19 protein-coding genes are annotated in these 21,246 nt (G+C 57.2%); 6 read left to right on the top strand and 13 right to left on the bottom strand.

Features of this window, described 5'->3' with window-relative positions; all coding sequences use genetic code 11:
* Window positions 1-219 precede the first annotated feature (219 nt).
* Window positions 220-1,632: a D-serine/D-alanine/glycine transporter gene (cycA, locus tag ACWKX3_RS18300; RefSeq protein WP_220710983.1), complete on the top strand. Its 1,413-nt coding sequence runs from the start codon at window positions 220-222 to the stop codon at window positions 1,630-1,632.
* 65 nt (window positions 1,633-1,697) lie between these two features.
* Here the strand turns inward: cycA and ytfE are convergent, their stop codons facing one another.
* The gene (ytfE, locus tag ACWKX3_RS18305; protein ID WP_006179004.1) at window positions 1,698-2,360 is read right to left on the bottom strand and encodes an iron-sulfur cluster repair protein YtfE; all 663 of its coding nucleotides are present in this window, start codon (window positions 2,358-2,360) and stop codon (window positions 1,698-1,700) included.
* A 244-nt stretch (window positions 2,361-2,604) separates the two neighbouring features.
* Here ytfE and ACWKX3_RS18310 point away from each other — a divergent pair, with 244 nt between their 5' ends.
* Window positions 2,605-4,254 carry a methyl-accepting chemotaxis protein gene (locus ACWKX3_RS18310; RefSeq protein WP_101738363.1) on the top strand — a complete coding sequence of 550 codons (1,650 nt, stop codon included), beginning with the start codon at window positions 2,605-2,607 and terminating at the stop codon, window positions 4,252-4,254.
* Window positions 4,255-4,329: 75 nt separating this feature from the next.
* Here the strand turns inward: ACWKX3_RS18310 and ACWKX3_RS18315 are convergent, their stop codons facing one another.
* The 3 genes from ACWKX3_RS18315 to ACWKX3_RS18325 form a co-directional block, all read right to left on the bottom strand.
* Window positions 4,330-5,295, bottom strand: a complete 966-nt coding sequence (locus ACWKX3_RS18315) for a DMT family transporter (protein ID WP_454542173.1) — start codon at window positions 5,293-5,295, stop codon at window positions 4,330-4,332.
* Between the two features lie 75 nt (window positions 5,296-5,370).
* Window positions 5,371-6,195, bottom strand: a complete 825-nt coding sequence (locus ACWKX3_RS18320; protein WP_137272933.1) for an AraC family transcriptional regulator — start codon at window positions 6,193-6,195, stop codon at window positions 5,371-5,373.
* A gap of 81 nt (window positions 6,196-6,276) precedes the next feature.
* Entirely contained in the window at window positions 6,277-7,125 is an 849-nt protein-coding gene (locus ACWKX3_RS18325) for an SDR family oxidoreductase (protein ID WP_137272932.1), read from the bottom strand.
* An 84-nt stretch (window positions 7,126-7,209) separates the two neighbouring features.
* On the opposite strand from ACWKX3_RS18325, the gene ACWKX3_RS18330 reads away from it, so the two are divergent.
* Window positions 7,210-7,596 carry a winged helix-turn-helix transcriptional regulator gene (locus ACWKX3_RS18330; protein WP_006179010.1) on the top strand — a complete coding sequence of 129 codons (387 nt, stop codon included), beginning with the start codon at window positions 7,210-7,212 and terminating at the stop codon, window positions 7,594-7,596.
* An 82-nt stretch (window positions 7,597-7,678) separates the two neighbouring features.
* Here the strand turns inward: ACWKX3_RS18330 and ACWKX3_RS18335 are convergent, their stop codons facing one another.
* The gene (locus tag ACWKX3_RS18335; RefSeq protein WP_236347844.1) at window positions 7,679-9,622 is read right to left on the bottom strand and encodes a bifunctional 2',3'-cyclic-nucleotide 2'-phosphodiesterase/3'-nucleotidase; all 1,944 of its coding nucleotides are present in this window, start codon (window positions 9,620-9,622) and stop codon (window positions 7,679-7,681) included.
* Window positions 9,623-9,812: 190 nt separating this feature from the next.
* Here ACWKX3_RS18335 and cysQ point away from each other — a divergent pair, with 190 nt between their 5' ends.
* Window positions 9,813-10,553: a 3'(2'),5'-bisphosphate nucleotidase CysQ gene (gene cysQ, locus ACWKX3_RS18340; protein WP_088208724.1), complete on the top strand. Its 741-nt coding sequence runs from the start codon at window positions 9,813-9,815 to the stop codon at window positions 10,551-10,553.
* On the opposite strand, the gene ACWKX3_RS18345 is transcribed toward cysQ, so the two are convergent.
* Window positions 10,550-11,104 (bottom strand): YtfJ family protein, encoded by a 555-nt coding sequence (locus ACWKX3_RS18345; protein ID WP_058609541.1) that lies wholly within the window; start codon window positions 11,102-11,104, stop codon window positions 10,550-10,552. The genes cysQ and ACWKX3_RS18345 overlap by 4 nt on opposite strands.
* 324 nt (window positions 11,105-11,428) lie before the next feature.
* Here ACWKX3_RS18345 and ACWKX3_RS18350 point away from each other — a divergent pair, with 324 nt between their 5' ends.
* Window positions 11,429-11,635 (top strand): DUF1107 domain-containing protein, encoded by a 207-nt coding sequence (locus tag ACWKX3_RS18350; RefSeq protein WP_006179016.1) that lies wholly within the window; start codon window positions 11,429-11,431, stop codon window positions 11,633-11,635.
* Between the two features lie 88 nt (window positions 11,636-11,723).
* On the opposite strand, the gene ACWKX3_RS18355 is transcribed toward ACWKX3_RS18350, so the two are convergent.
* The 6 genes from ACWKX3_RS18355 to ACWKX3_RS18380 form a co-directional block, all read right to left on the bottom strand.
* Entirely contained in the window at window positions 11,724-13,061 is a 1,338-nt protein-coding gene (locus ACWKX3_RS18355) for a hemolysin family protein (protein ID WP_006179018.1), read from the bottom strand.
* A 206-nt stretch (window positions 13,062-13,267) separates the two neighbouring features.
* Complete coding sequence (locus tag ACWKX3_RS18360) at window positions 13,268-14,815, bottom strand: MFS transporter (protein WP_454542174.1); 1,548 nt, start codon at window positions 14,813-14,815, stop codon at window positions 13,268-13,270.
* A 78-nt stretch (window positions 14,816-14,893) separates the two neighbouring features.
* Window positions 14,894-15,916: a Gfo/Idh/MocA family protein gene (locus ACWKX3_RS18365; protein ID WP_454542175.1), complete on the bottom strand. Its 1,023-nt coding sequence runs from the start codon at window positions 15,914-15,916 to the stop codon at window positions 14,894-14,896.
* Window positions 15,917-15,927: 11 nt separating this feature from the next.
* Complete coding sequence (locus tag ACWKX3_RS18370; RefSeq protein WP_454542176.1) at window positions 15,928-16,995, bottom strand: Gfo/Idh/MocA family protein; 1,068 nt, start codon at window positions 16,993-16,995, stop codon at window positions 15,928-15,930.
* A gap of 2 nt (window positions 16,996-16,997) precedes the next feature.
* Window positions 16,998-18,176, bottom strand: a complete 1,179-nt coding sequence (locus tag ACWKX3_RS18375) for a Gfo/Idh/MocA family protein (RefSeq protein ID WP_454542177.1) — start codon at window positions 18,174-18,176, stop codon at window positions 16,998-17,000.
* Between the two features lie 16 nt (window positions 18,177-18,192).
* Window positions 18,193-19,344 carry a Gfo/Idh/MocA family protein gene (locus tag ACWKX3_RS18380; RefSeq protein WP_153689039.1) on the bottom strand — a complete coding sequence of 384 codons (1,152 nt, stop codon included), beginning with the start codon at window positions 19,342-19,344 and terminating at the stop codon, window positions 18,193-18,195.
* Window positions 19,345-19,536: 192 nt separating this feature from the next.
* Between ACWKX3_RS18380 and ACWKX3_RS18385 the strand changes: the two genes are divergently transcribed.
* Window positions 19,537-20,595, top strand: coding sequence for a LacI family DNA-binding transcriptional regulator (locus ACWKX3_RS18385; RefSeq protein WP_006179029.1), 1,059 nt, complete (start codon window positions 19,537-19,539; stop codon window positions 20,593-20,595).
* On the opposite strand, the gene msrA is transcribed toward ACWKX3_RS18385, so the two are convergent.
* The gene (msrA, locus tag ACWKX3_RS18390) at window positions 20,596-21,237 is read right to left on the bottom strand and encodes a peptide-methionine (S)-S-oxide reductase MsrA (protein WP_042322554.1); all 642 of its coding nucleotides are present in this window, start codon (window positions 21,235-21,237) and stop codon (window positions 20,596-20,598) included.
* Window positions 21,238-21,246 lie beyond the last annotated feature (9 nt).

Below are 21,246 nucleotides of genomic sequence, written 5' to 3' on the forward strand. Positions count from 1 at the left end.
AACAGTTGCGTGTATTTTTGTGAGCTGTTTCGCGTTGTATGAGTGATATGACACTCACTTTAAACATATTATTAACATAATATCCAAATCATAGTATTCATCCCGCCGATTCTTACCTAATATCGATGAGTCCTTACGCAGGGACCGTCAATTTTTTGACGTATTTAAAGGCCAGAAGAGCCTTAACAACACAGACAGGCATATACAGGAAAATATCACATGGTAGATCAGGTTAAAGTCGCCGCCGCTGAAGAGGCGGCGTCTGAACAGTCGCTACGGCGAAATCTCACAAACCGTCATATCCAGCTTATTGCCATTGGGGGTGCCATCGGTACCGGGCTGTTTATGGGGTCGGGCAAAACCATTAGCCTTGCCGGGCCGTCGATCATCTTCGTTTATATGATTATCGGTTTTATGCTCTTTTTCGTGATGCGTGCAATGGGTGAATTGCTGCTCTCGAACCTCGAATACAAATCCTTTAGCGACTTTGCTTCCGATCTGCTCGGCCCCTGGGCGGGCTATTTCACCGGCTGGACCTACTGGTTCTGCTGGGTAGTGACCGGCATGGCGGACGTCGTCGCCATCACGGCGTATGCACAATTTTGGTTCCCCGGTCTGTCGGACTGGGTGGCCTCGCTGGCGGTGATTGTCCTGCTACTGACCCTGAACCTGGCCACCGTAAAAATGTTCGGTGAGATGGAGTTCTGGTTCGCGATGATCAAAATCGTCGCTATCGTCGCGCTGATCGTGGTCGGCCTGGTGATGGTACTGACGCACTTCCAGTCACCAACCGGCGTTCAGGCGTCATTTGCTCACCTGTGGAATGACGGCGGCTGGTTCCCGAAAGGCATCAGCGGCTTCTTTGCTGGTTTCCAGATTGCGGTATTCGCGTTCGTGGGGATTGAGCTGGTCGGAACCACGGCGGCGGAAACTAAAGATCCGGAGAAATCCCTGCCGCGCGCCATCAACTCGATTCCGATTCGTATCATCATGTTCTACGTGTTCGCGCTGATTATTATCATGTCCGTCACGCCGTGGAGCTCGGTGGTGCCAACCAAGAGCCCGTTCGTAGAGCTGTTCGTGCTGGTGGGGCTGCCTGCGGCAGCGAGCCTGATCAACTTCGTGGTACTGACCTCAGCGGCCTCGTCTGCCAACAGCGGCGTGTTCTCGACCAGCCGTATGCTGTTTGGTCTGGCGCAGGAAGGCGTCGCGCCGAGCGCGTTTGCCAAACTCTCTAAGCGCGCGGTACCGGCTAAAGGGCTGACCTTCTCCTGTATCTGCCTGCTGGGCGGCGTGGTGATGCTTTACGTTAACCCAAGCGTGATCGGGGCGTTCACGATGATCACCACGGTCTCGGCGATCCTGTTCATGTTCGTCTGGACCATCATCCTGTGCTCCTATCTGGTGTACCGCAAACAGCGTCCTCATCTGCATGAGAAATCAATCTACAAGATGCCGCTGGGCAAGCTGATGTGTTGGGTATGCATGGCCTTCTTCGTGTTCGTGCTGGTGCTGCTGACGCTGGAAGATGATACCCGTCAGGCGTTGATCGTCACGCCGCTGTGGTTTATCGCGCTGGGGCTGGGCTGGTTGTTTATCGGCAAAAAACGTATGGCTGGCATGCGTAAGTAAAAAAAAAGGCCACACCAGGTGTGGCCGAATTCGGACTTCATGAAGGCGCTCTCGGGCGCCTTTTTTTATTCGCCTGCGAGGGCACGCGGGAACAGAACGTTGTTCTCAAGGCTGATGTGTTCCATCAGGTCGTCGATCATTTCGTTAATGCCGTTGTACATCGCTTTCCACGTTGTACAGGCTTCCGGCGGCGGGGTGACGTTGTTGGTGGTGTGTTTAATCACTTCCAGCAGTTCGCCCGCGTCGTCATGTTCGCTTTCCATCACGCTGATGGGCCCCATGGCCTGGCTGCCCATTCCCTGTTTGATCATCGGGAAGAGGATCTGCTCTTCTTTCATCATATGGCTGGACAACTCTTCGTGCAGCATGGAGAGGTATTTCGCCAGCCCGCGCGGGACGGACGGTTTGTCGGCATGTACACGCTCAACCTTGGTCGCCTGCAGGATCAGCTCTGGCAGTTGTTCGCGGTGACGGTCGTGGTAACGCACGATGATGTGGTCGATGATGTCGGCCAGCGCGGTTGTACGCCAGTCTTTTTCGACAGGCTGCTCGGCCAGTTTTGCCAGCTCGGCTTCGATAACCCCGACATCCAGTTCTTTGCGCGCTGCGGCACGCGCCAGCGTTTGCTTACCGCCGCAGCAGTAATCCATGTCGTATTTACGAAACAGCGCAGAAGCGCGTGGGATGGAGAGCGCCAGCTCGCCGAGGGGTTGGTCGCGGAAGGCCATAGCAGTTACCTCATCATCAATAATATAAGATGCATTTTAAATGCATCTTTAAGACGAAGCTATAACCCTTTAGGGGCAAGGGTAAAACACGACGGCGATCACAAAAAAATCCTCTTAGTTAACTTGCTGAATGAATGCAGGAAATGGCTTTCGAAAGTTTTTAAAGGTGGAGAAACAGTAAACAACCTGCCGCGCCTGCCGATAGATACACGTCGGACAATACCTGCATATAAAAAGGCAACGCATGTTTAAACGTATAAAAGTCATAACCCTTCTGATTTCAGTGCTGCTGGTGCTCGGCATCATGCAACTGATCTCTGCGGGCATTTTCATTAATGCGCTGAATAACGATAAAGAGAACTTCACCGTTTCTCAGCTTTCCAGCCAGAACGTGGCGGAGTTTACCGACGCGTGGATCAGCTTGAACCAGGCACGCGTGACCCTGAACCGCGGCATGCTGCGTCTGCAAAGCAGCATGGCGAATCAAATTAACGGCGGGCAGCTGAACGAGCTGGTGACCACCGCGAAAAACCTGCTGGCCGATGCGCAGGCGCATTACGACAAATATTACGCGCTGCCTGAAACGCCGGGTATGGATGAAAAACTGGCTGACCGGCTGGAAGAGCAGTATCGCATTTACTCCGCCACGCTGACGCAAATGAACGTTCTGCTGGCCCAGGGCAATCTGGAAGATATGTTCAAGCAAAATGCTGAACAGAAGCAGACGGCGATGCAAAAGGTGTATCGCGAGTGGCGTGAAGCGCAGGCTGCGCTGACCAGTAAAGGTATCCAGGATAATGAAAGCGACTATAAGCGCATTCTGTGGATCCTCTCGGCGGTGATGCTTCTGGTGATTGCAGTGATTATCTCCAGCTGGATAGCGATGCGTCGCGTGCTGCTGCTGCCGCTGGACGAGGTGATTCAGCATATCCGCGCTATCGCCGCAGGGGATTTGACCCAGCCGATTCAGGCGCAGGGTAAGAATGAGATGGCCGTACTGGCGCGCAACGTTCAGGAGATGCAAACGTCGCTGGCGAACACGGTCGGGGTGGTGCGTGAAGGCGCAGACACAATCTATACCGGCGCGGGTGAAATCTCTGCGGGCAGCAACGATCTCTCTTCCCGTACCGAGCAGCAGGCCGCGTCGCTGGAAGAAACCGCCGCCAGCATGGAACAGCTCACCGCGACCGTGAAGCAAAACGCCGATAACGCCCGTCAGGCGTCCCGTCTGGCGCTGGATGCGTCCTCCACCGCGAAGAAGGGCGGCAACGTGGTAGAGGGTGTGGTGCGCACGATGGATGAGATCGCCACTAGTTCCAGCAAAATCGCGCAGATTACCAACGTGATTGACGGTATTGCCTTCCAGACCAACATTCTGGCGCTGAACGCGGCAGTTGAAGCGGCACGTGCGGGCGAGCAGGGCCGCGGCTTTGCGGTCGTTGCGGGCGAAGTTCGTACGCTTGCCCAGCGCAGCGCGCAGGCGGCAAAAGAGATCAAAGGATTGATTGATGATTCCGGCGAGCGCGTCAGCGCAGGCTCACAGCTGGTCAACGAGGCCGGTGCGACCATGGCGGAGATCGTCAGCGCGGTAACCCGCGTCACCGACATCATGGGTGAAATCGCCTCGGCGTCTGACGAGCAGAGCCGCGGTATTGATCAGGTCGGCCAGGCGGTAGCCGAGATGGACCGCGTGACGCAGCAGAACGCCTCGCTGGTGGAGGAGTCTGCGGCAGCAGCGGCGGCGCTGGAAGATCAGGCCGCTCGCCTGAACGACGCGGTGGCGGTGTTTAAGATTACCCGCAGCCAGGCGGTGAAAGCGGCCCCGGTGAAAACCTACGCACCAAAAGCGCAGCCCGTCGCGACGGCATCTGAAGCGAACTGGGAAACGTTTTAACATCATGCCGCTTACCCGGCCTACGTTCGAGAACATTCCAGGCCGGGTAAGGCCAGCCGCCACCCGGCGAAAAGCTCACACCTCCGACGCCGGAACAACCCTCGGTTTTTCCGGCTTCGCCCTCACCGCTATCACCACCCCAATCACCAGCAACGCGATCCCGCAGGCCGTTAACAGCGGCGGCACGCTCTGGCGCATCAGGAAGGTGTAGAGCAGCCCGGCGAGGGTTTCAAAGACAATCAGCGGCCCTAAGATCACCGTCGGCAACTTCTGGCTGGCGATATTCCAGCACAGCGCACCCACCCATGAACACAGCACCGCAATGGCAATCATCAGCCCGACGAATACCCACGGGCGCGGCCCCAACGGCAGAGCGAATGCCGACTGCTGGCTCCCCAGCCAGAGACACGCCCCGGCATAGCCCACCAACGAGACAGGGAGCGTCACCAGCGCCTGCGCTGTCGCCCACATCATCGGATGTTTGTCGGGATTTTCCCGCAGCCAGCGCGCGTTGCGCAGGGCATACCACGCCCAGCACACGACAGAAATGAAGGCTAAAAAAATTCCCGAACCGTAGCGCCATAAGCTGAAGTCGGCCAGCCCGTGACGCAGCTCGGCAACATTCACGCATATCAGCCCCACGGCAATGCACACCAGAGCGGGCAGCATCTTCGACCACGCCAGTTTGCCATCCCGCTGGCTGTAAAGCAGATTTGCGAACACAGGAATAACGACTGGCAGCGTGCCGATAATCATGGTCGAAACGGGCGCGCCGGTGCGCTGAATGGCGCTTGCCAGGCAGGCGTAGTAGATAAGGTTACCCATCATGGTTAACCCCAGCGCCGTCCACCAGTCCCGGCGGCTCAACTGCCGGAGCCGCTCACGGCCCAGCCACGCCAGCGGGATAGCGATCAGCCCCAGCGCCAGGTAGCGTCCGGTGGACTGTAAAATGGCCGGATACTCCGGCACGATCAGAGGGCCGACAAAAATCAGCCCCCACATCAGACCTGCAAGCAGGGCATACAACACGCCGCTAATCATTTTTCCATCCACATTGAATTGTTCAACATCCAGTGTAGGAGGGGAAAATGTGTGCGTATTGTATGAGGTTGCGCATTAACGCGACGTAACCTGTTTCTGGTAACGCACGGGCGTAATGCCGTAGCGGTGGGTAAAGGCGCGGGTTAAATGCGACTGATCGGTTAGCCCGGTAGCGGCAGCCACGTCGGCGGCGGGCATGCCCTGGGTGAGAAATGCCTTGGCGCGCCACAGGCGGATAGCCATCAGCATCTGGTGCGGCGTCACGTGAAAATGGGCTTTGAACTGGCGCTGAAAATGGTAAGGGCTAAGCGAGACCACGTTTGCCAGCTCGTCGAGCGTCAGGGAGTGCATGTAGTTGTCGTGCAGATACTCGCGCACGCGCTCGAAGCGGTGCGCGCCTTCCTGAACCACCGGCGCGTGGCGGGCGAGGGGCTGGAAGCTCTCAATCAACGTCAGCAGCAGGCCTTTTTGCGCCAGCGGATCCTGCGTATGCCACAGGCCGTAGATCAGCTGGCCAATTCGCTGCGAACGCACGGGGTCGTAGCGGGTCACGTCGCTAAACCACCAGTGGCGCAGGCCGGTCACCTCTTCCAGTAGTCCGGGTTCGATATAGACCATCCGGTAGCGCCAGCCATCTTCCGTAGCGGACTCGCCGGTGTGGATCTCGTCCGGGTTCATGGTGACAACGGATTTTTCCGGCGCAAGGTGCTGCGTGCCGCGGTAGCGAAAGCGCTCGGCACCGGTCTCGATAGTGCCGATGCCGAAGGCTTCGTGGGTGTGAGGCTCAAAGGCGTAGCCGGAGATATGCGCGTGATAAAGCTCGAGGCCCGGCAGCTGCGGCAGCTGGCGAAAGCGCGCGCTGTCTCTCTCATCGGTGAACTGATCGGGTACGCCTTGCACGGTGAGCCTCCTTGTGGGTCATCTCGTTATTATCAGAGATGACCCGTGGGGATGCCACAAAAAATAACCAGGCCGTAACAATTACAGGATGGCGCTGATGCTCTGCGCCAGCGGTGTTGTCGGGCGACCAATCAGGTTACTGAGCGTACGGCTGTCGTCGAACAGACCGCCTTTCGATGCGCCAGTGTCGGAGTCAGCCAGCATATCCGCGAGACCGGCAGGCAGGCCTGCGCCCTTCAGTGTGGCGGCAAAATCTGCTTCGCTCAGGTTTTGGTAGGCCACCTTTTTCCCGCTCTGTTTGCTCAGCTCAGCCGCCAGCTCGCTCAGCGTCCAGGCGTTATCGCCCGCCAGCTCATAAACCTTGCCAGCGTGGCCCTCTTCTGAAATCACTTTTGCGGCGGCCGCGGCGTAATCCGCACGGGTCGCAGAGGCAATTTTGCCTTCACCCGCCGCGCCGATAAACACGCCGTGCTCAAGGGCCGGTGGCACGCTTGCCAGATAGTTTTCGGTATACCAGCCGTTGCGCAGCAGAGCGTAAGGCACGCCGGACTCTGCCAGCGCTTTTTCGGTTTGTACGTGCTCAACGTGCAGGCCCAGCGGCGAGGTATCCGCATGCAGCAGGCTGGTGTAGGCAATAAATTTCACTCCGGCGGCTTTGGCGGCGTTAATCACGTTCTGATGCTGCGCGGCGCGCTGGCCCACTTCGCTGGAGGAGATTAAAAGCAGTTTATCCACGCCGCCCAGCGCGGCGGTGAACGCGGCTTCGTCAGCGTAATCCGCCTGGCGAACCACCACTCCCTGCTGGCTCAGCGCGTCGGCTTTCGCCGGGTTACGCACAATGGCGACAATCTGTTTCGCCGGAACGGTTTTTAACAGCTGTTCAATAACGAGGTGGCCAAGCTGGCCGGTTGCGCCGGTAATCGCGATCATGATCATTCTCCTTCGTGTTTGTCTGGTGTTATGGCACACTATCACCATCACTAACTTTTAGTAAGTACGTACAAAAAGGTAAGTATGAAAATGACGATACCGACGCTCAGCGAGCAAATGCGCGACGGAAATCTCTTTGCTGAGCAGTGCCCTTCCCGTGACGTGCTCAAGCATGTCACCAGCCGCTGGGGCGTGCTGATCCTCGTGGCGCTACGCCAGGGGACGCATCGCTTCAGCGATCTGCGGCGCAAGATGGGCGGGGTGAGCGAAAAGATGCTGGCCCAGTCGCTGCAGGCGCTGGAACAGGACGGGTTTGTCGACCGGGTTTCGTATCCGGTCGTACCGCCGCACGTGGAATATAGCCTCACGCCGTTAGGCATTGAGGTGAGCGAGAAGGTGGCCGCGCTGGCCGACTGGATAGAACTGAACACGCCGCAGGTACTGGCGAACCGGGATGAGCGGGCGGCGTAAAAGCCGGGTGGCGGCTTCGCCTTACCCGGCCTACACGATCGCGTAGGTCGGGTAAGCGAAGCGCCACCCGACACAATCACCGCTACTTGCTCAGGTCTACCTGATAAATCGCGAACCCGATATCATCGGTCGCCACCTTTTTCATCGGATACTGCGCCTTGTCCTTGATAAACGTGGCCGCCTTATCAGACGGAGAGGTTTCAAAGCGGATATCCAGCGGCGTATCGCTGTGGATCGGTGCCAGACGCCAGTTGTTGTCGACCGCCGGATGAATTGCGCCCGTTTTCTTCGATTCTGCGCCGATCCACGCCGCCAGCACCGAGCGGTTCTCGTCCGGTGAGGCAAAGGCGATGTGGTCGTCACCCGTGCCGGCAAACTTCCCGCCGTAGGCACGATAGTTATTGGTCACGACGAGGAAGGTCGCATTCGGATCGATAGCCTTGCCGTTGAAGGTCAGGTTCTTGATGCGCTCCGCCTGCGGATGAATGGCCTGGCACTCGCCGTCATATTTTGCGGGTTGGGTGACATCAATCTGGTATTTCACGCCGTCGATCACGTCGAAGTTGTAGGTGCGGAACCCGTCCCAGTTGATCAGCGACTGCGGCTTGCTGCTGTTCGGGTCAATCTGGTTAAACTGCCCGGCGGAGCACTCCAGCCACTCCTTCACCTCGCTGCCCGTCGCTTTCACCACGACCAGCGTGTTCGGGTAGAGATAAAGATCGGCGGCGTTACGGAAGGTGAGCTGGCCTTTTTCAACCTCAACGTAGCTGGCCGGATCGTTCTTGCGCCCGCCCACCTTGAACGGCGCGGCAGCGGAGAGCACCGGCAGTTTTGCCAGGTCCGGATCGCCCTGAATATAGTGTTCGGCGTAGGCTTTCTGCGCCATGTTAACCACCTGAACGGTCGGGTCGTCCTGCACCAGCGCCAGGAAGCTGTACATGTTATCGGCTGATTTACCAATCGGCTTGCTGACGAATTCACGCGTGGCGTCATGGTCATCCTTCAGCACCTCGACCAGCTTTTTATCCTCACCCGCCAGCGATTTTTTGGCAGCTGCGTCGTAGATCGGGCGCGCTTCGGCTTTCGACTGAATCACCTTCCAGCTGCCGCTGTCGTTATTAAGAACCAGATCCACCACGCCAAGATGGTCTCCCCACATGCCCGGCATCACCGACGGCACGCCGTTGAGCGTGCCCTTGTCGATATCCGCGCCTTTGATACTGGCGAAATCTTTCCCCGGGAAGACCGCGTGGGCGTGACCAAACAGAATCGCATCCACGCCTTTCACTTCACTCAGGTAGTAGACCGAGTTTTCCGCCATGACCTGATACGGATCGGCTGACAGGCCAGAGTGGGCGACAACGACCACCACATCGGCCCCTTTCTCGCGCATCTCCGGTACGTATTTGCGCGCGGTCTCGGTGATGTCGTTCACCGTCACCTTCCCGTCGAGGTTCGCTTTATCCCACGTCATGATTTGCGGCGGGACAAAACCGATATAGCCAATTTTCAGCGTCTGGGTGTTACCGTCTTTATCGACCACCTGGGTCTCTTTAATCAGGTAAGGGGTGAACAGGGGCTTTTGAGTCTTAACGTCGATGATATTGGCGTTAACGTACGGGAATTTCGCGCCAGCGAGCGCATCGTGAAGGTACGTCAGGCCGTAGTTGAACTCGTGGTTGCCGAGGTTACCGACGGTATAATCCAGGGTGTTCATCGCTTTATAGACCGGGTGGATCTCCCCTTTTTTTATCCCTTTCGCCGCCATGTAATCCCCGAGCGGGCTGCCCTGGATCACATCTCCGTTATCGACCAGCACGCTGTTTTTCACTTCGCCCCGGGCGGCGTTGATCAAACTTGCGGTGCGTACCAGTCCAAATTTTTCAGTAGGCGTATCTTTGTAGTAATCGAAGTCCATCATGTTGCTGTGCAGGTCGGTCGTTTCCAGGATCCGAAGATCCACCGTCGCCGCCTGTACGCTTGCTGCAATCAGCGTTGCCAGAAGGGTTGCGCTAAACTTAATCATCACAGGAGTCCTTTTTTCGATCCAGGCCACAAAAGAATATGTATCTATAGTGCGTTGCTTACAGAAGTGTGAATCCTGCCAGAAATGAGGATGATTTAACCGGGATTGCTTCACAGATAGCGGAATTGTTCACATTACGATATAACTAAAACAATAAGTTATGCCCACTGCGTTAACGAAGAGGTGGAGAATGTTAGATAAAATTTGTCAGCTCGCACGGGATGCGGGTGATGCCATCATGCAGGTTTACGACGGTACAACGCCGATGGACGTGGTCAGCAAAGCGGACGACTCCCCGGTGACGGCGGCGGATATCGCGGCGCATGGCATTATTCTGAAAGGCCTGCAGGCGCTAACGCCAGATATCCCCGTGTTATCAGAAGAAGCCCCGCAAAGCTGGGATGAGCGCCAGCACTGGCAGCGTTACTGGCTGGTGGACCCGCTGGACGGCACCAAAGAGTTTATTAAGCGTAACGGGGAATTCACGGTCAATATTGCCCTGATTGAAAAAGGCAAAGCGGTGCTGGGGGTGGTCTACGCGCCGGTCATGAACGTGATGTACAGCGCGGCAGAAGGTAAGGCCTGGAAAGAGGAGTGCGGCGTGCGCAAGCAGATCCAGGTCCGCGATGCGCGTCCGCCGCTGGTGGTCATCAGCCGTTCGCACAGCGACAGCGAGCTGCAGGAATATCTGCAACAGCTGGGTGAGCACCAGACCACCTCGATTGGCTCTTCGCTGAAGTTCTGCCTGGTGGCAGAAGGGCAGGCGCAGCTTTATCCGCGTTTCGGGCCAACCAACGTCTGGGACACGGCGGCAGGCCACGCGGTTGCCGCGGCGGCCGGGGCACATGTCCACGACTGGCAGGGCAAGCCGCTGGACTACACCCCGCGCGAGTCTTTCCTCAATCCCGGCTTTCGCGTTTCGCTATACTAATCCAGCAGCTTATGCAGCAGGGCGACGACCTGCTGCACCTCATCCTGCGTCAGCGCCCCGTCTTTCACCCACTGCACGCGGCCCTCTTTATCCAGCACCATAATCGCCGAGCTTTCTTCGTCAAGCGCCCAGGCCTTACGCGTCACACCGTTGCTGTCGACGATAAACTGCGACCAGGGGTAGAGCTTTTTATTGCTCTCAAGGCTTGAGCGCACAAACATCCCGGAGCCGGGAATGGCATCGTCGGTGTTCACAATCGTGGTGGTCTGGTAGCGGTCATGCGGCAGTTTTGCGGTCTTGATCGCTTCCACCAGGGTTGCGTTTTTCTCTTTTGCCGATGTACGGCCAGCAATATGTTGTACAACTCTCACTTTCCCTGCGAGCTGCGCGCTATTCCAGGGTTTGTAGCTAAACTTATCATTGTCGAGAATCAATTCTCCCCGGTCTGCAATACCGACTGGCGGTACGCGTTGTCCTTTTTCAATGTTGTGCGCGCAAGCCCACAGGGGCAGAAGCAGACATGCTGCTCCCAGGATGCTACGTAGGGTCATGGTGTTTCCTTATTATTTGCTGGTGATCCGACCACTTGGTCATGCACTTTTAATCATAAGTGCGATCAATGAGGTTTTCCCGCAATCCCGATGCCAGTTTGCGGGTGAACGCACATATCCATGAAAAAACGACGGCTTATACTGCGCCCAGTCACGGTTTGCAAAGATTATTCTGATTAATTGTAATCATACGGTAAATAAACTTATGCACACTGGGTAACAACGAGGTTCTGGTCTATAGTCATTGGGCAATAAAATTTGCGCTCCGGACAGTCGGGCCGATTGTGGCGCCGCAAGAGCGTATGATTCGCAGGAGAGACAAGAATGAAAATTTTCCAACGCTACAACCCGCTTCAGGTGGCGAAGTACGTGAAGATCCTGTTCCGTGGACGGTTGTACATCAAGGATGTTGGCGCTTTTGAGTTCGATAAGGGCAAAATCCTTATCCCAAAAGTGAAGGACAAACAGCATTTTTCTGTGATGTCCGAAGTCAACCGTCAGGTTATGCGTCTGCAAACTGAGATGGCTTAACCAACGTGCTATGCAGTAGTAAATAAGCAGTAGTAGATAAAAAGACGGCTCCCGATGGGAGCCGTTGATGTTTGTGGGGACAGGCACGTTATGCCGAGACCTTCTCTTCCGCATCCGGCAGCTTTGGCACCAGCACGGTCGGTTTGTTGTCAATGCGCGTCACCAGCAGCTGGTCGATGCGGTAGTTATCAATATCCACCACTTCAAACTTAAACCCGGAGAACTTCACCGAGTCGGTGCGTTTCGGGATTTTGCGCAGCATGAACATCATAAAGCCGCCGATGGTCTCGTAATTGCCGGACTGCGGGAACTCGTCGATATCCAGCACGCGCATCACGTCTTCAATTGGCGTACCGCCGTCAATCAGCCATGAGTTGTCATCACGCTGAACGATTTGCTCTTCCAGCCCCTGGCCGACCAGGTCGCCCATCAGCGTGGTCATTACGTCGTTGAGGGTGATAATGCCCACCACCAGCGCGTATTCGTTCATGATCACCGCGAAGTCTTCCCCGGCGGATTTGAAACTTTCCAGCGCTTCAGAGAGCGTCAGGGTGTCCGGCACAATCAGGGTATTGCGGATCTGCACGCCGCTGTTGAGCGCCAGGCTCTGATTCGCCAGCACCCGGTTCAGCAGGTCTTTGGAGTCGACGTAACCGATGATGTGGTCAATGTCTTCATTACAAACCAGGAACTTAGAGTGCGGATGTTCTGCGACTTTTTGCTTCAGGCTCTGTTCGTCTTCGTGCAGATCGAACCAAATCACGTTTTCACGTCCGGTCATGGACGACGGCACGGTACGGGATTCCAGTTCAAATACGTTCTCGATAAGCTCGTGCTCCTGCTTACGCAGCACGCCCGCCAGGGCTCCCGCTTCGAAGACCGCGTAGATATCGTCAGAGGTGATGTCGTCTTTACGCACCATCGGGATTTTGAACAGGCGGAAGATGCTGTTGGCCAGACCGTTGAAGAACCAGACCAGCGGGCGGAACAGGAACAGGCAGAAGCGCATCGGGTTGATGATACGCAAAGCCACGGCTTCAGGCGCAATCATACCGATGCGTTTCGGGGTTAAATCCGCAAACAAAATGAACAGGCCCGTCACCAGCGAGAAGGAGAGGATGAAGCTCAACTGCTCGGAGAGTTCCGGTGAAAAGTAGCGTGAGAACAGGCCGTGGAATACCGGCGAGAACGCCGCATCGCCCACGATACCGCCCAGAATGGCGACCGCGTTCAGGCCAATCTGCACCACGGTAAAGAACATGCCGGGGTTTTCCTGCATCTTCAGAATGCGTGATGCATTGATGTTGCCCTCGTCGGCAAGCAGCTTGAGTTTGATTTTACGGGAGGCGGCCAGCGAGATCTCGGATATCGAGAAAAATGCACTGACCGCAATAAGACAAAGTATTACTAAAATACTGTTTAACATAGTTTATCCGGCTTCAGCCAGATCCTCGGAAGGGAAGTTGATTACGTTTGTGTGAAGACACATAGAACACGGCTCGTAGCGTTGAGCCGATTATTTCAGCGGTAGTATAGCGTAAAGACCTGTAAATCTGCCAGAGGTCACGGTTTCGTCACGACAGCTATGGCAGGAGCCGGGCCATTGGCGGCCCGGCAGTCTACCCTGAGCGCCTATTTTGCGCCTGACAGGCTAACGTTTCCTGTCGTGCGACGCGTGGCATCGCCTCCCCACACTTCGTCATACTCATAGCCCGTAAGCTGCTTGATGACGACGCGGGTAGTGTCGTCGCAGTCGCGGTAATCACCGCCAAGCTTGCGGCGGGCAATCTCCCTGAGCAGCGTTTTGTGGGTTTCCCGGGTGAGTTTGAACCGGTAGGTGGTGAAGAAACTCACCGCCAGCAGCGCCGCCGTGGCGAAGATCATCAGCCCGATGATGGCGTTCAGCGCGCTTTCCGGCTGCGCGCCGCTGCCTTTCACGAAACCAGACTCCTGCAACACCAGGCCGATAATCATGATGGCAATTGCCACGGTACTTTTGCGCGTCAGCACCATCACGCCTGCAAAAATTCCTTCGCGGCGCTGCTGCGTGACCATTTCATCAATATCGGGAATAAAGCTGTAGATGTTCCAGGGGATGTAATAAAGCCCGGAACGCGCGGCACCCAGCAGGATAAAGACCGCCGAGAACACCAGGGTTGGCACCTGCGTTTTGGTGAGATAGACCGTAAACAGAAACGCCAGCACGCAGAAAATACAGCCGTAGGAGAACCGCAGCGCGGCGGAAGGGGTCATGTTGAGCCGGTTTAACAGCAGCATAAAGCCATAGGTTCCCGGCACTGAAGCAAAGGCGGCAATACTCAGCCAGCCGGACACGGCGGCGGCATCCTGACTCAGGCAATACACCACGTAGTAGGTAAAGACTGAGCCAAACACGTCCATGGCGGTAAACGAGAAGATATAAATCATGATATGCAGCCGGAACGCCCGAATACGGAAGGACGAGAAGAGATCGAGCACCAGATATTTTAAATGGTTGACGAGACCGCTGCTGCGCTGATTATCGACCTTAAAGCTGGACTCCTGCTGTACGTCTTTGGCTTCCCAGGTGGTAAACCAGGTAATAAAGACCGCGATACAGAAGACGCAGGAAAATATCAGCCCGGTGAGGGTATAGGTAAACGGATTATCTTTGCCGGTAAATTGCATGATAACGCCGGGAACGGAGACCGCTAAAAAGCCCCCCAGCTGCGAGCAGATCATCCGTACCCCGGAGAGGCGGCTACGCTCCTCGTAGCGGTTGGTCATCTCTGCCGCCAGCGTTTCCCACGGCACCAGCACCATCGCCGACAGCAGCTCGATGGACAGATAGGTGCCAAGGTAGTACCAGTAGCCCATGTCCGTCAGCCACAGCAGGGCATAGAGAAACATTAGGGGCGAACTCAGCAATAGAAAGAAGCGCCGCCGCCCGAACTTACGCCCGAGCCAGGTATCACCGAAATTATCGGTAACGTAGCCCATAATCGGGCTTAAGAGGGCATCAATGACGCGGGCGATGGCAAAGATGGAGCCGGCCTCGACGACCGACAACCCGCAATAGGTAGTGTAAAAAAATAACAGCCAGGTGCCGATAATGGCGAAAGCGCCTCCGCCAAACAGATCGGTTATGCCGTAGCCAAGCGCCACGCCATAACCAACTCTAGGTTCAGTTGGTTTGACCATAATATTGTCCAGTGTAGGGTAATGAATGACCCGTTTTCGGGTCGTATTTTTATTAAGTTCTGGAATGCAAATTACGATTTAGTGGGTGATATCTATCCATTGCCGTAGTTGAGATGACCTATAAATTGCCTCCACAAGCCTGAGTGAGTGTCCGGCGGCGCGGATATCGGTGTAGTCCGTGACCTCCGGGTGAAGAAGGGCGTGATAAAAGCGGCGGATCGCCTGCTGGTGGCCCAGCCCCCAGTAGCTTTTGGCCGTGCCGTCCGGGGCAGCGTCGCTCGCCAGCCGGATGCGCTCCCCGGACGCGATCCGCCAGAGGGTGTTGTCATTAAGCTGCAGCGTGCCGTGCTCGCAGTGGATCTCCAGCAGCAGGGGCGAGTCCGTGGTATTGCAGTTGCTGGCGTAAAACAGCCCGCGCGCGCCGTTGGCAAAGTGCAGCGTGGCCATCGCGCTGTCCTCTCCTTCGGTCACGTCGGCCAGCTCGCCGCTGTCGACCACCCCTTTTAGCCGGGTGACGCCGCCTGCGAACCACTGCATCAAGTCGAGGGTGTGAATGGCCTGGTTAATCAGCAGGCTGCCGCCCTCCGTTGCCAGGCGACCGCGCCAGGGACTGTCGGTGTAATACGCCCCCGACCGGGACCAGGTGAGCACCGCCCGGATGCTCAGCATTCTCCCCAGCCCGCCGTCCTCCAGCTCTTTACGGATGCGCAGGCTGGTCGGGTTGAGCCGGTTCTGGTAGCACACGCCGAGCTTGCCGGTCGCCTGCGCGGTGGCCGCCATGATGTCGGCCAGTTCGCTGCTGTTCATCACCACCGGTTTTTCGCAAAATACGTGCTTACCGGCGTTAAGCGCCGCCAGGATCATGTTTTTATGCTCGAAATGGGGCGTGCAGATATGCACCACGTCGAGGGTGTCATCGAGCAGCATCTCCCGGTAATCCTGATAAAAGCGGCACTGATAGGCCATTCCCAGCTTCAGCCCTTTCACGCTGTCGGTATCGGCCAGCGCGCGCAGCGCGACGTTGGGGATCTGACGCAGGGCGTTCACATGGCAGCTGTGAATGGCCCCGCAGCCGATAATGGCGCTGTTAAGGATGTCCATCGGCGTCTCCCTTATCCTGCCGCGTTCGCGAGCATTTGCGCCTTCACGCACAGCTCGGCGGCCTTAAAGGCGTGCGCCTGGGTCATGGCGTTTTCCGTGCGGTGCAGGCAGTCGAGGATCAGTTCGCCAAAGAACGGGAACCCGACCTGCCCGGCAACGGGGTAGCGGAACTCGCCCTCCTTGTTGACGAGGTACACCACGTCCTGCTCGCCGCGGGTCAAATCGACGTACTTGCGGATCTCGATATACCCCTCGGTACCCAGCAGCGTCAGCCGTCCGTCGCCCCAGGTCGACAGCCCGTCCGGGGTGAACCAGTCACAGCGGAAATAGCCGCTCGCGCCGTTCTCACCTTTGATCATCGCGTCACCGAAATCTTCAAACGCCGGGTACTGCGGATGGTTCACGTTGCGCACCTGGCTGGCAACGATGTGGGCCTCGTGGTTGCCGGTGTAAAACAGGAACTGCTCGATCTGGTGGCTGCCGATGTCGCAGAGGATGCCGCCGAAGTCGCGGCGATCGTAGAACCACGCCGGGCGGCCCTGTCCCTCACGGTGTGGCCCCATGCCCAGCGTCTGCACAACGCGGCCAATCGCCCCCTGCTGCACCAGCTGTCCGGCGAACACGGCGCTTTCTACGTGCAGGCGTTCGCTGTAGTAAACCGCGTATTTTTTACCGGTCTTCTCCACCATTGCTTTGGCGTCGGCCAGCTGTTCAAGGGTGGTCAGCGGCGCTTTGTCGGTAAAATAGTCCTTACCGGCGGCCATGGCTTTCAGCCCCAGCGCGCAGCGCCCGGAGGGAATGGCGGCCCCGGCCACCAGGCGCACCGCGTCATCGCTGAGAATAACCTCCAGCGAACGGGCCACTTGCACCTGCGGATACTGCTGCACAAACGCATCCACCTTCACTGAATCGGGATCGTAGACCCATTTCAGCGTCGCACCCGCCTCAATCAGCCCGTTGCACATGCCGTAGATATGCCCGTGATCGAGCGCGGCGGCGGCAAAGACAAACTCGCCTTCCTGCACAACCGGCTGTGGCTTGCCGACCGGCGCGTAGTTCATTCCGTCATTTTTATTCATTGTCAGACTCCTCGATCCAGATCTTTGCCCAGAGGGATAGCGCCCACTTCGCTGAAGTTAGCGACGCTGGTGGATTTCTCGTAAAAGCGGGGGGCGAGCGCGTTGGTCCCGCCGGTGCGGTAAAACGGATCGTCGTGAAGGATTGGCAGCGACACCACCGCGCGCGTAATCGACGATTTATAGATCGCCGTAATCAGCTCCAGGGCACGCTTGCCCTGCACGCCGTCGACCAGCGGAGCCGTGCCTTGCTCAATGGCATCAAGCAGGTCGTTGATCTGCCCGGTGTGCAGCGTCCATTTGAGCGTTGGCGTCTCCTGAAACACGGCGTTAAGCCGCGCTTCCCGCTGCCGATCCTGTACCTCCTGCGGGAAACCGTTGTCGGCGCTGACGCTGGCGTAGGCCTGCCACGGCGCGGAGATACGCGCCTTATCGCCCTGAATAATGATTTTTTGATCTTCCCCGTGATGGACCACCGACGCGGTGATCTGCGCGAGCGCGCCGCTGGGATATTTGAAAATGGCGGCGCTGAGATCCTCCACCTCGGCGTTGTCGTGCGCCACGTTGGTCATCATCGCCACCACCTCGGACGGGAAGCCGAGCATCCACTGAACGGCGTCGATGTGGTGTACGGCGTGATTAAGCGTGCAGCCGCCGCCCTCTTTCACCCAGGTGCCGCGCCACCACAGGTCGTAGTAGCAGTGGCCGCGCCACCAGAAGGAGTCTACCTGAGCGTGGCAGACAGTCCCTGCCAGGCCGGAGTCCAGCGCCGCCTTCAGCCGCCAGAAGGCGTCGGTAAACCGGTTCTGGGCAATCACCGAGAGGATTTTGCCGCTCGACTGTTGGGCGGCGATCATCGCGTCGCACTCCTCCAGCGAGGCGGCCATCGGTTTTTCACACAGCACGTTGCAGCCGGCATGAAGCGCGTCAATGCTAATCCCGGCATGCACGTAGGGCGGGGTACACACATCAACGATATCGAGATTGGGTTCAGATTCCAGCATCTGCCGGTGGCTTTCGTACACCCGGGCGTCCGTCAGGCCGTAGCGCACTTTTTTCTCGTGCGCCTTGTCCGGGTAGATATCGACCAGCGCCACAATCCGGCAGCGCGATCCAAACTGTAAATAGCCCTGAATATGGTTATGGGAGATATTGCCTGTTCCCACGATGGCGACATTGATCATGCTCTCTCCTCGGTCGTTACCAGGTGCCAGAGGCATCCAGGGTGATGCTGGTGGCCTCTTTGTCGGCAGAGGTGGCGATGCGCTGCTGAAGCAGGCGCAGATACTGTTTTTCGTTGAGCGGCAGCTCCACCCAGTCGTCGGTCCAGGTGGAAAGGTGCATCGCGTTGGAGAGCGTCAGCCCGCGAATGCCTTCCAGACCGGGGGCAATCAGCGGCTCGCCGCGCAGGATCGCCGCGCAGAAGTTGGCGGTAATGACGTGATGTTCGCTGTATTCCGGGGCCACGGGGATCGTGACTTCCCAGCACTCCGGCTCGCCGAAGCCGTTCTGCCAGCGGGCGTTAAATGCGGTTTCGGATTCGCGCAGCCGCCAGAAGCGCAGTTTGCCTTCTTCCACGACCACTTTGCCGCGGTCGCCTGCAATCTCCAGGCGGTTGGTGCCCGGCGTTTCGGCGACGGTGGTGATAAACACCCCGGTGGCCCCGTTGGCGTATTCGGCGTAGGCCGTAACCTCGTCTTCAACCTCGATATCGCGGTGTTTGCCGAACTGGCAAAACGCGCGCAGACGCACCGGCATCCCCACCAGCCACTGCCAGAGATCGAGCTGATGCGGGTCCTGGTTGAGCAGCACGCCGCCGCCTTCACCCTTCCAGGTGGCGCGCCAGCCGCCGGAGTTGTAGTAGCTCTGCGAGCGATACCAGTTGGTGATTACCCAGTTGGAGCGGCGGATTTCGCCCAGTTCGCCGCTGTCGATCAGGTCTTTAACCTTCTGATAGAGCGGGTTAGGGCGCTGGTTATACATGATGCCAAAGGTCACGTCGCACTCGCGGGCGCAGGCGTTCATCTCCTGCACCTGTGCGGTGTAAACCCCCGCCGGTTTCTCGCACAGGGTATGAATGCCGCTGCGCATCGCCAGCATCGACAGGCGCGGATGGTCGTAATGCGGAGTGGCGACGATAACCGCGTCAATAAGCCCGCTCTGGAGCATCTCCTGCGCGTCGCTGAACAGAGGAATATCGCCTGTCAGCTGGCGAATCGCCGGATGCTTTTCCGGCGCATTGTCGCAAACCGCCGTCAGGCAGGCGTCGCTGACGGTGCCCGCCAGTAAATAGCGCGCGTGAACCGTACCAATATTACCGATTCCAATAATGCCAAAACGTACCTTTTCCATGTCACACCTTAATTTCAGTCGAAAAGAGTGATGAGCGGAAAATAAGAAAGGGATGACGCAGCGACAATGTGTTTTTGTGAGAATACTCGCAACCTCCTTAAGTAATCTCTAACGACATTGAAATTTGGTTTTAAAATCAATGCGCTGTTTCTGCAAATATTTGCAAAAACCGAATGTGAGCGAGGTCACGCAATGCCGGGAAAATTAAAAATGGAGGAGATCGCCGCCCTGACGGGATATTCCGTCAGTACCGTTTCCAGGGTGTTAAGCGGTAAATCCTATACCAGCGACAAGGCCCGGGAGGCCATTGTCAGCACCGCGCGGGAGCTGGGCGTGCTGGAGTCGATGGCCAGCGGGCGTCTGCTGATTAACGGCATTGCGGTGTTTGCTCCGGAAAGAACCTTTCAGGGGCGCGGCGATATATTTTATCTGGAAGTGACCAAAGGTATTGCAGAGGCCAGCGCGCCGCATAATGTCTGGGTGAGCTATTGCGGATTAGAAGAACAGAATGCCGACGTAAAACTATTCCTCGAAAAGGCGAGCCATAAAAATATTAACGCGGTAATTATCATTGGAACTGATGATTCCACCATTTTTAAACTGGCCGGGACGCTGAATAAACCCTGTGTGTTAATTAATTCGGTCGACAGGGATCGCCTGCTCGATTCCGTTTCGCCCGACCATCGCGCCATCGGGTTTACCGCCATGCAGTATCTTTTTGAGCAGGGGCATCGTCGGGTATTAACCCTGACCTGCCTGCGGCGGGAAACGCTCTACGCGCGGCTGGACGGCATCAAAGAGGCGTATCGCCATTTTCACGTCAACTTTGAGCCGCAGCGCGACCTGCTGGTGACGGAGTGGTTTACCGCAGAGGAGGCCGAGCGCGCGCTGGACGAGTGGTTGTCGGGTCATGACCGAGCGCAGTGGCCGGAGGTGATTTTCCCCAACAGCACCAGCATGACGGAGGGCGTACTCAGGGTGCTGGCGCGCCGTGGGCTGCGGATACCGGAAGATATCTCCCTTATTACGACCGATTTTGCGTGGAACCTTGAACACCGGCTGGATAAACCGGTCACCGGGATAACGGTGCCCTGTCGCGATCTTGGCATTGAAGCGGTGCATCTGCTGCAGACGCGCCTGAACCGGCCACAGGCGCCGGTCTATAACCTGCTGCTGCAGGGAAAAGCGGTTGATTACGGGTCGGTGAGTAACGCCACGCGCCACGCAGCTCGCGTGGCGCTGAAGCAGTAATCAGGCCAGCTGTGGCGGCAGGCACACGCCGATGCCCCCGATCCCGCAGTAGCCGTACGGATTTTTATGCAAATATTGCTGGTGGTCGTCCTCTGCATAGTAAAACGGCTTCGCCGTGGCGATTTCGGTGGTCACCTGGCGTTTATCGCCCGCGTCATGCATGGCCTGCTGGAAGCGTTCCAGGCTAGCGCGCGCGGCGGCATCCTGCTCGGGGGTGAGCGGATAAATGGCGGAGCGATACTGCGTACCGTGGTCGTTACCCTGCTGCATACCCTGCGCCGGATCGTGATTTTCCCAGAACACCTGCAGAAGCTGTTCATAGCTGATGATGGCCGGGTCATATACCACGCGCACCGCTTCCGCGTGGCCGGTATCACCGGAGCACACTTCGCGGTAGGTTGGGTTTGGCGTGTAGCCCCCGGTATAGCCTGCGGCGGTACTGTAAACGCCGGGAAGCTGCCAGAACAGACGTTCCACGCCCCAGAAGCAGCCCATCGCGAACAGGGCGATCTCCATTCCATCAGGAACGTTTGTCATTGAATGGTGATTTACGGCGTGTAACGTCGCCACTGGCATGGGGGTATTGCGTCCCGGTAATGCATCGGCTTGCGAAACCAGATGCTTTTTGTCGAATAAACTCACGGTGGGGCC

The sequence above is a fragment of the Enterobacter sp. UPMP2052 genome, from assembly GCF_053709675.1.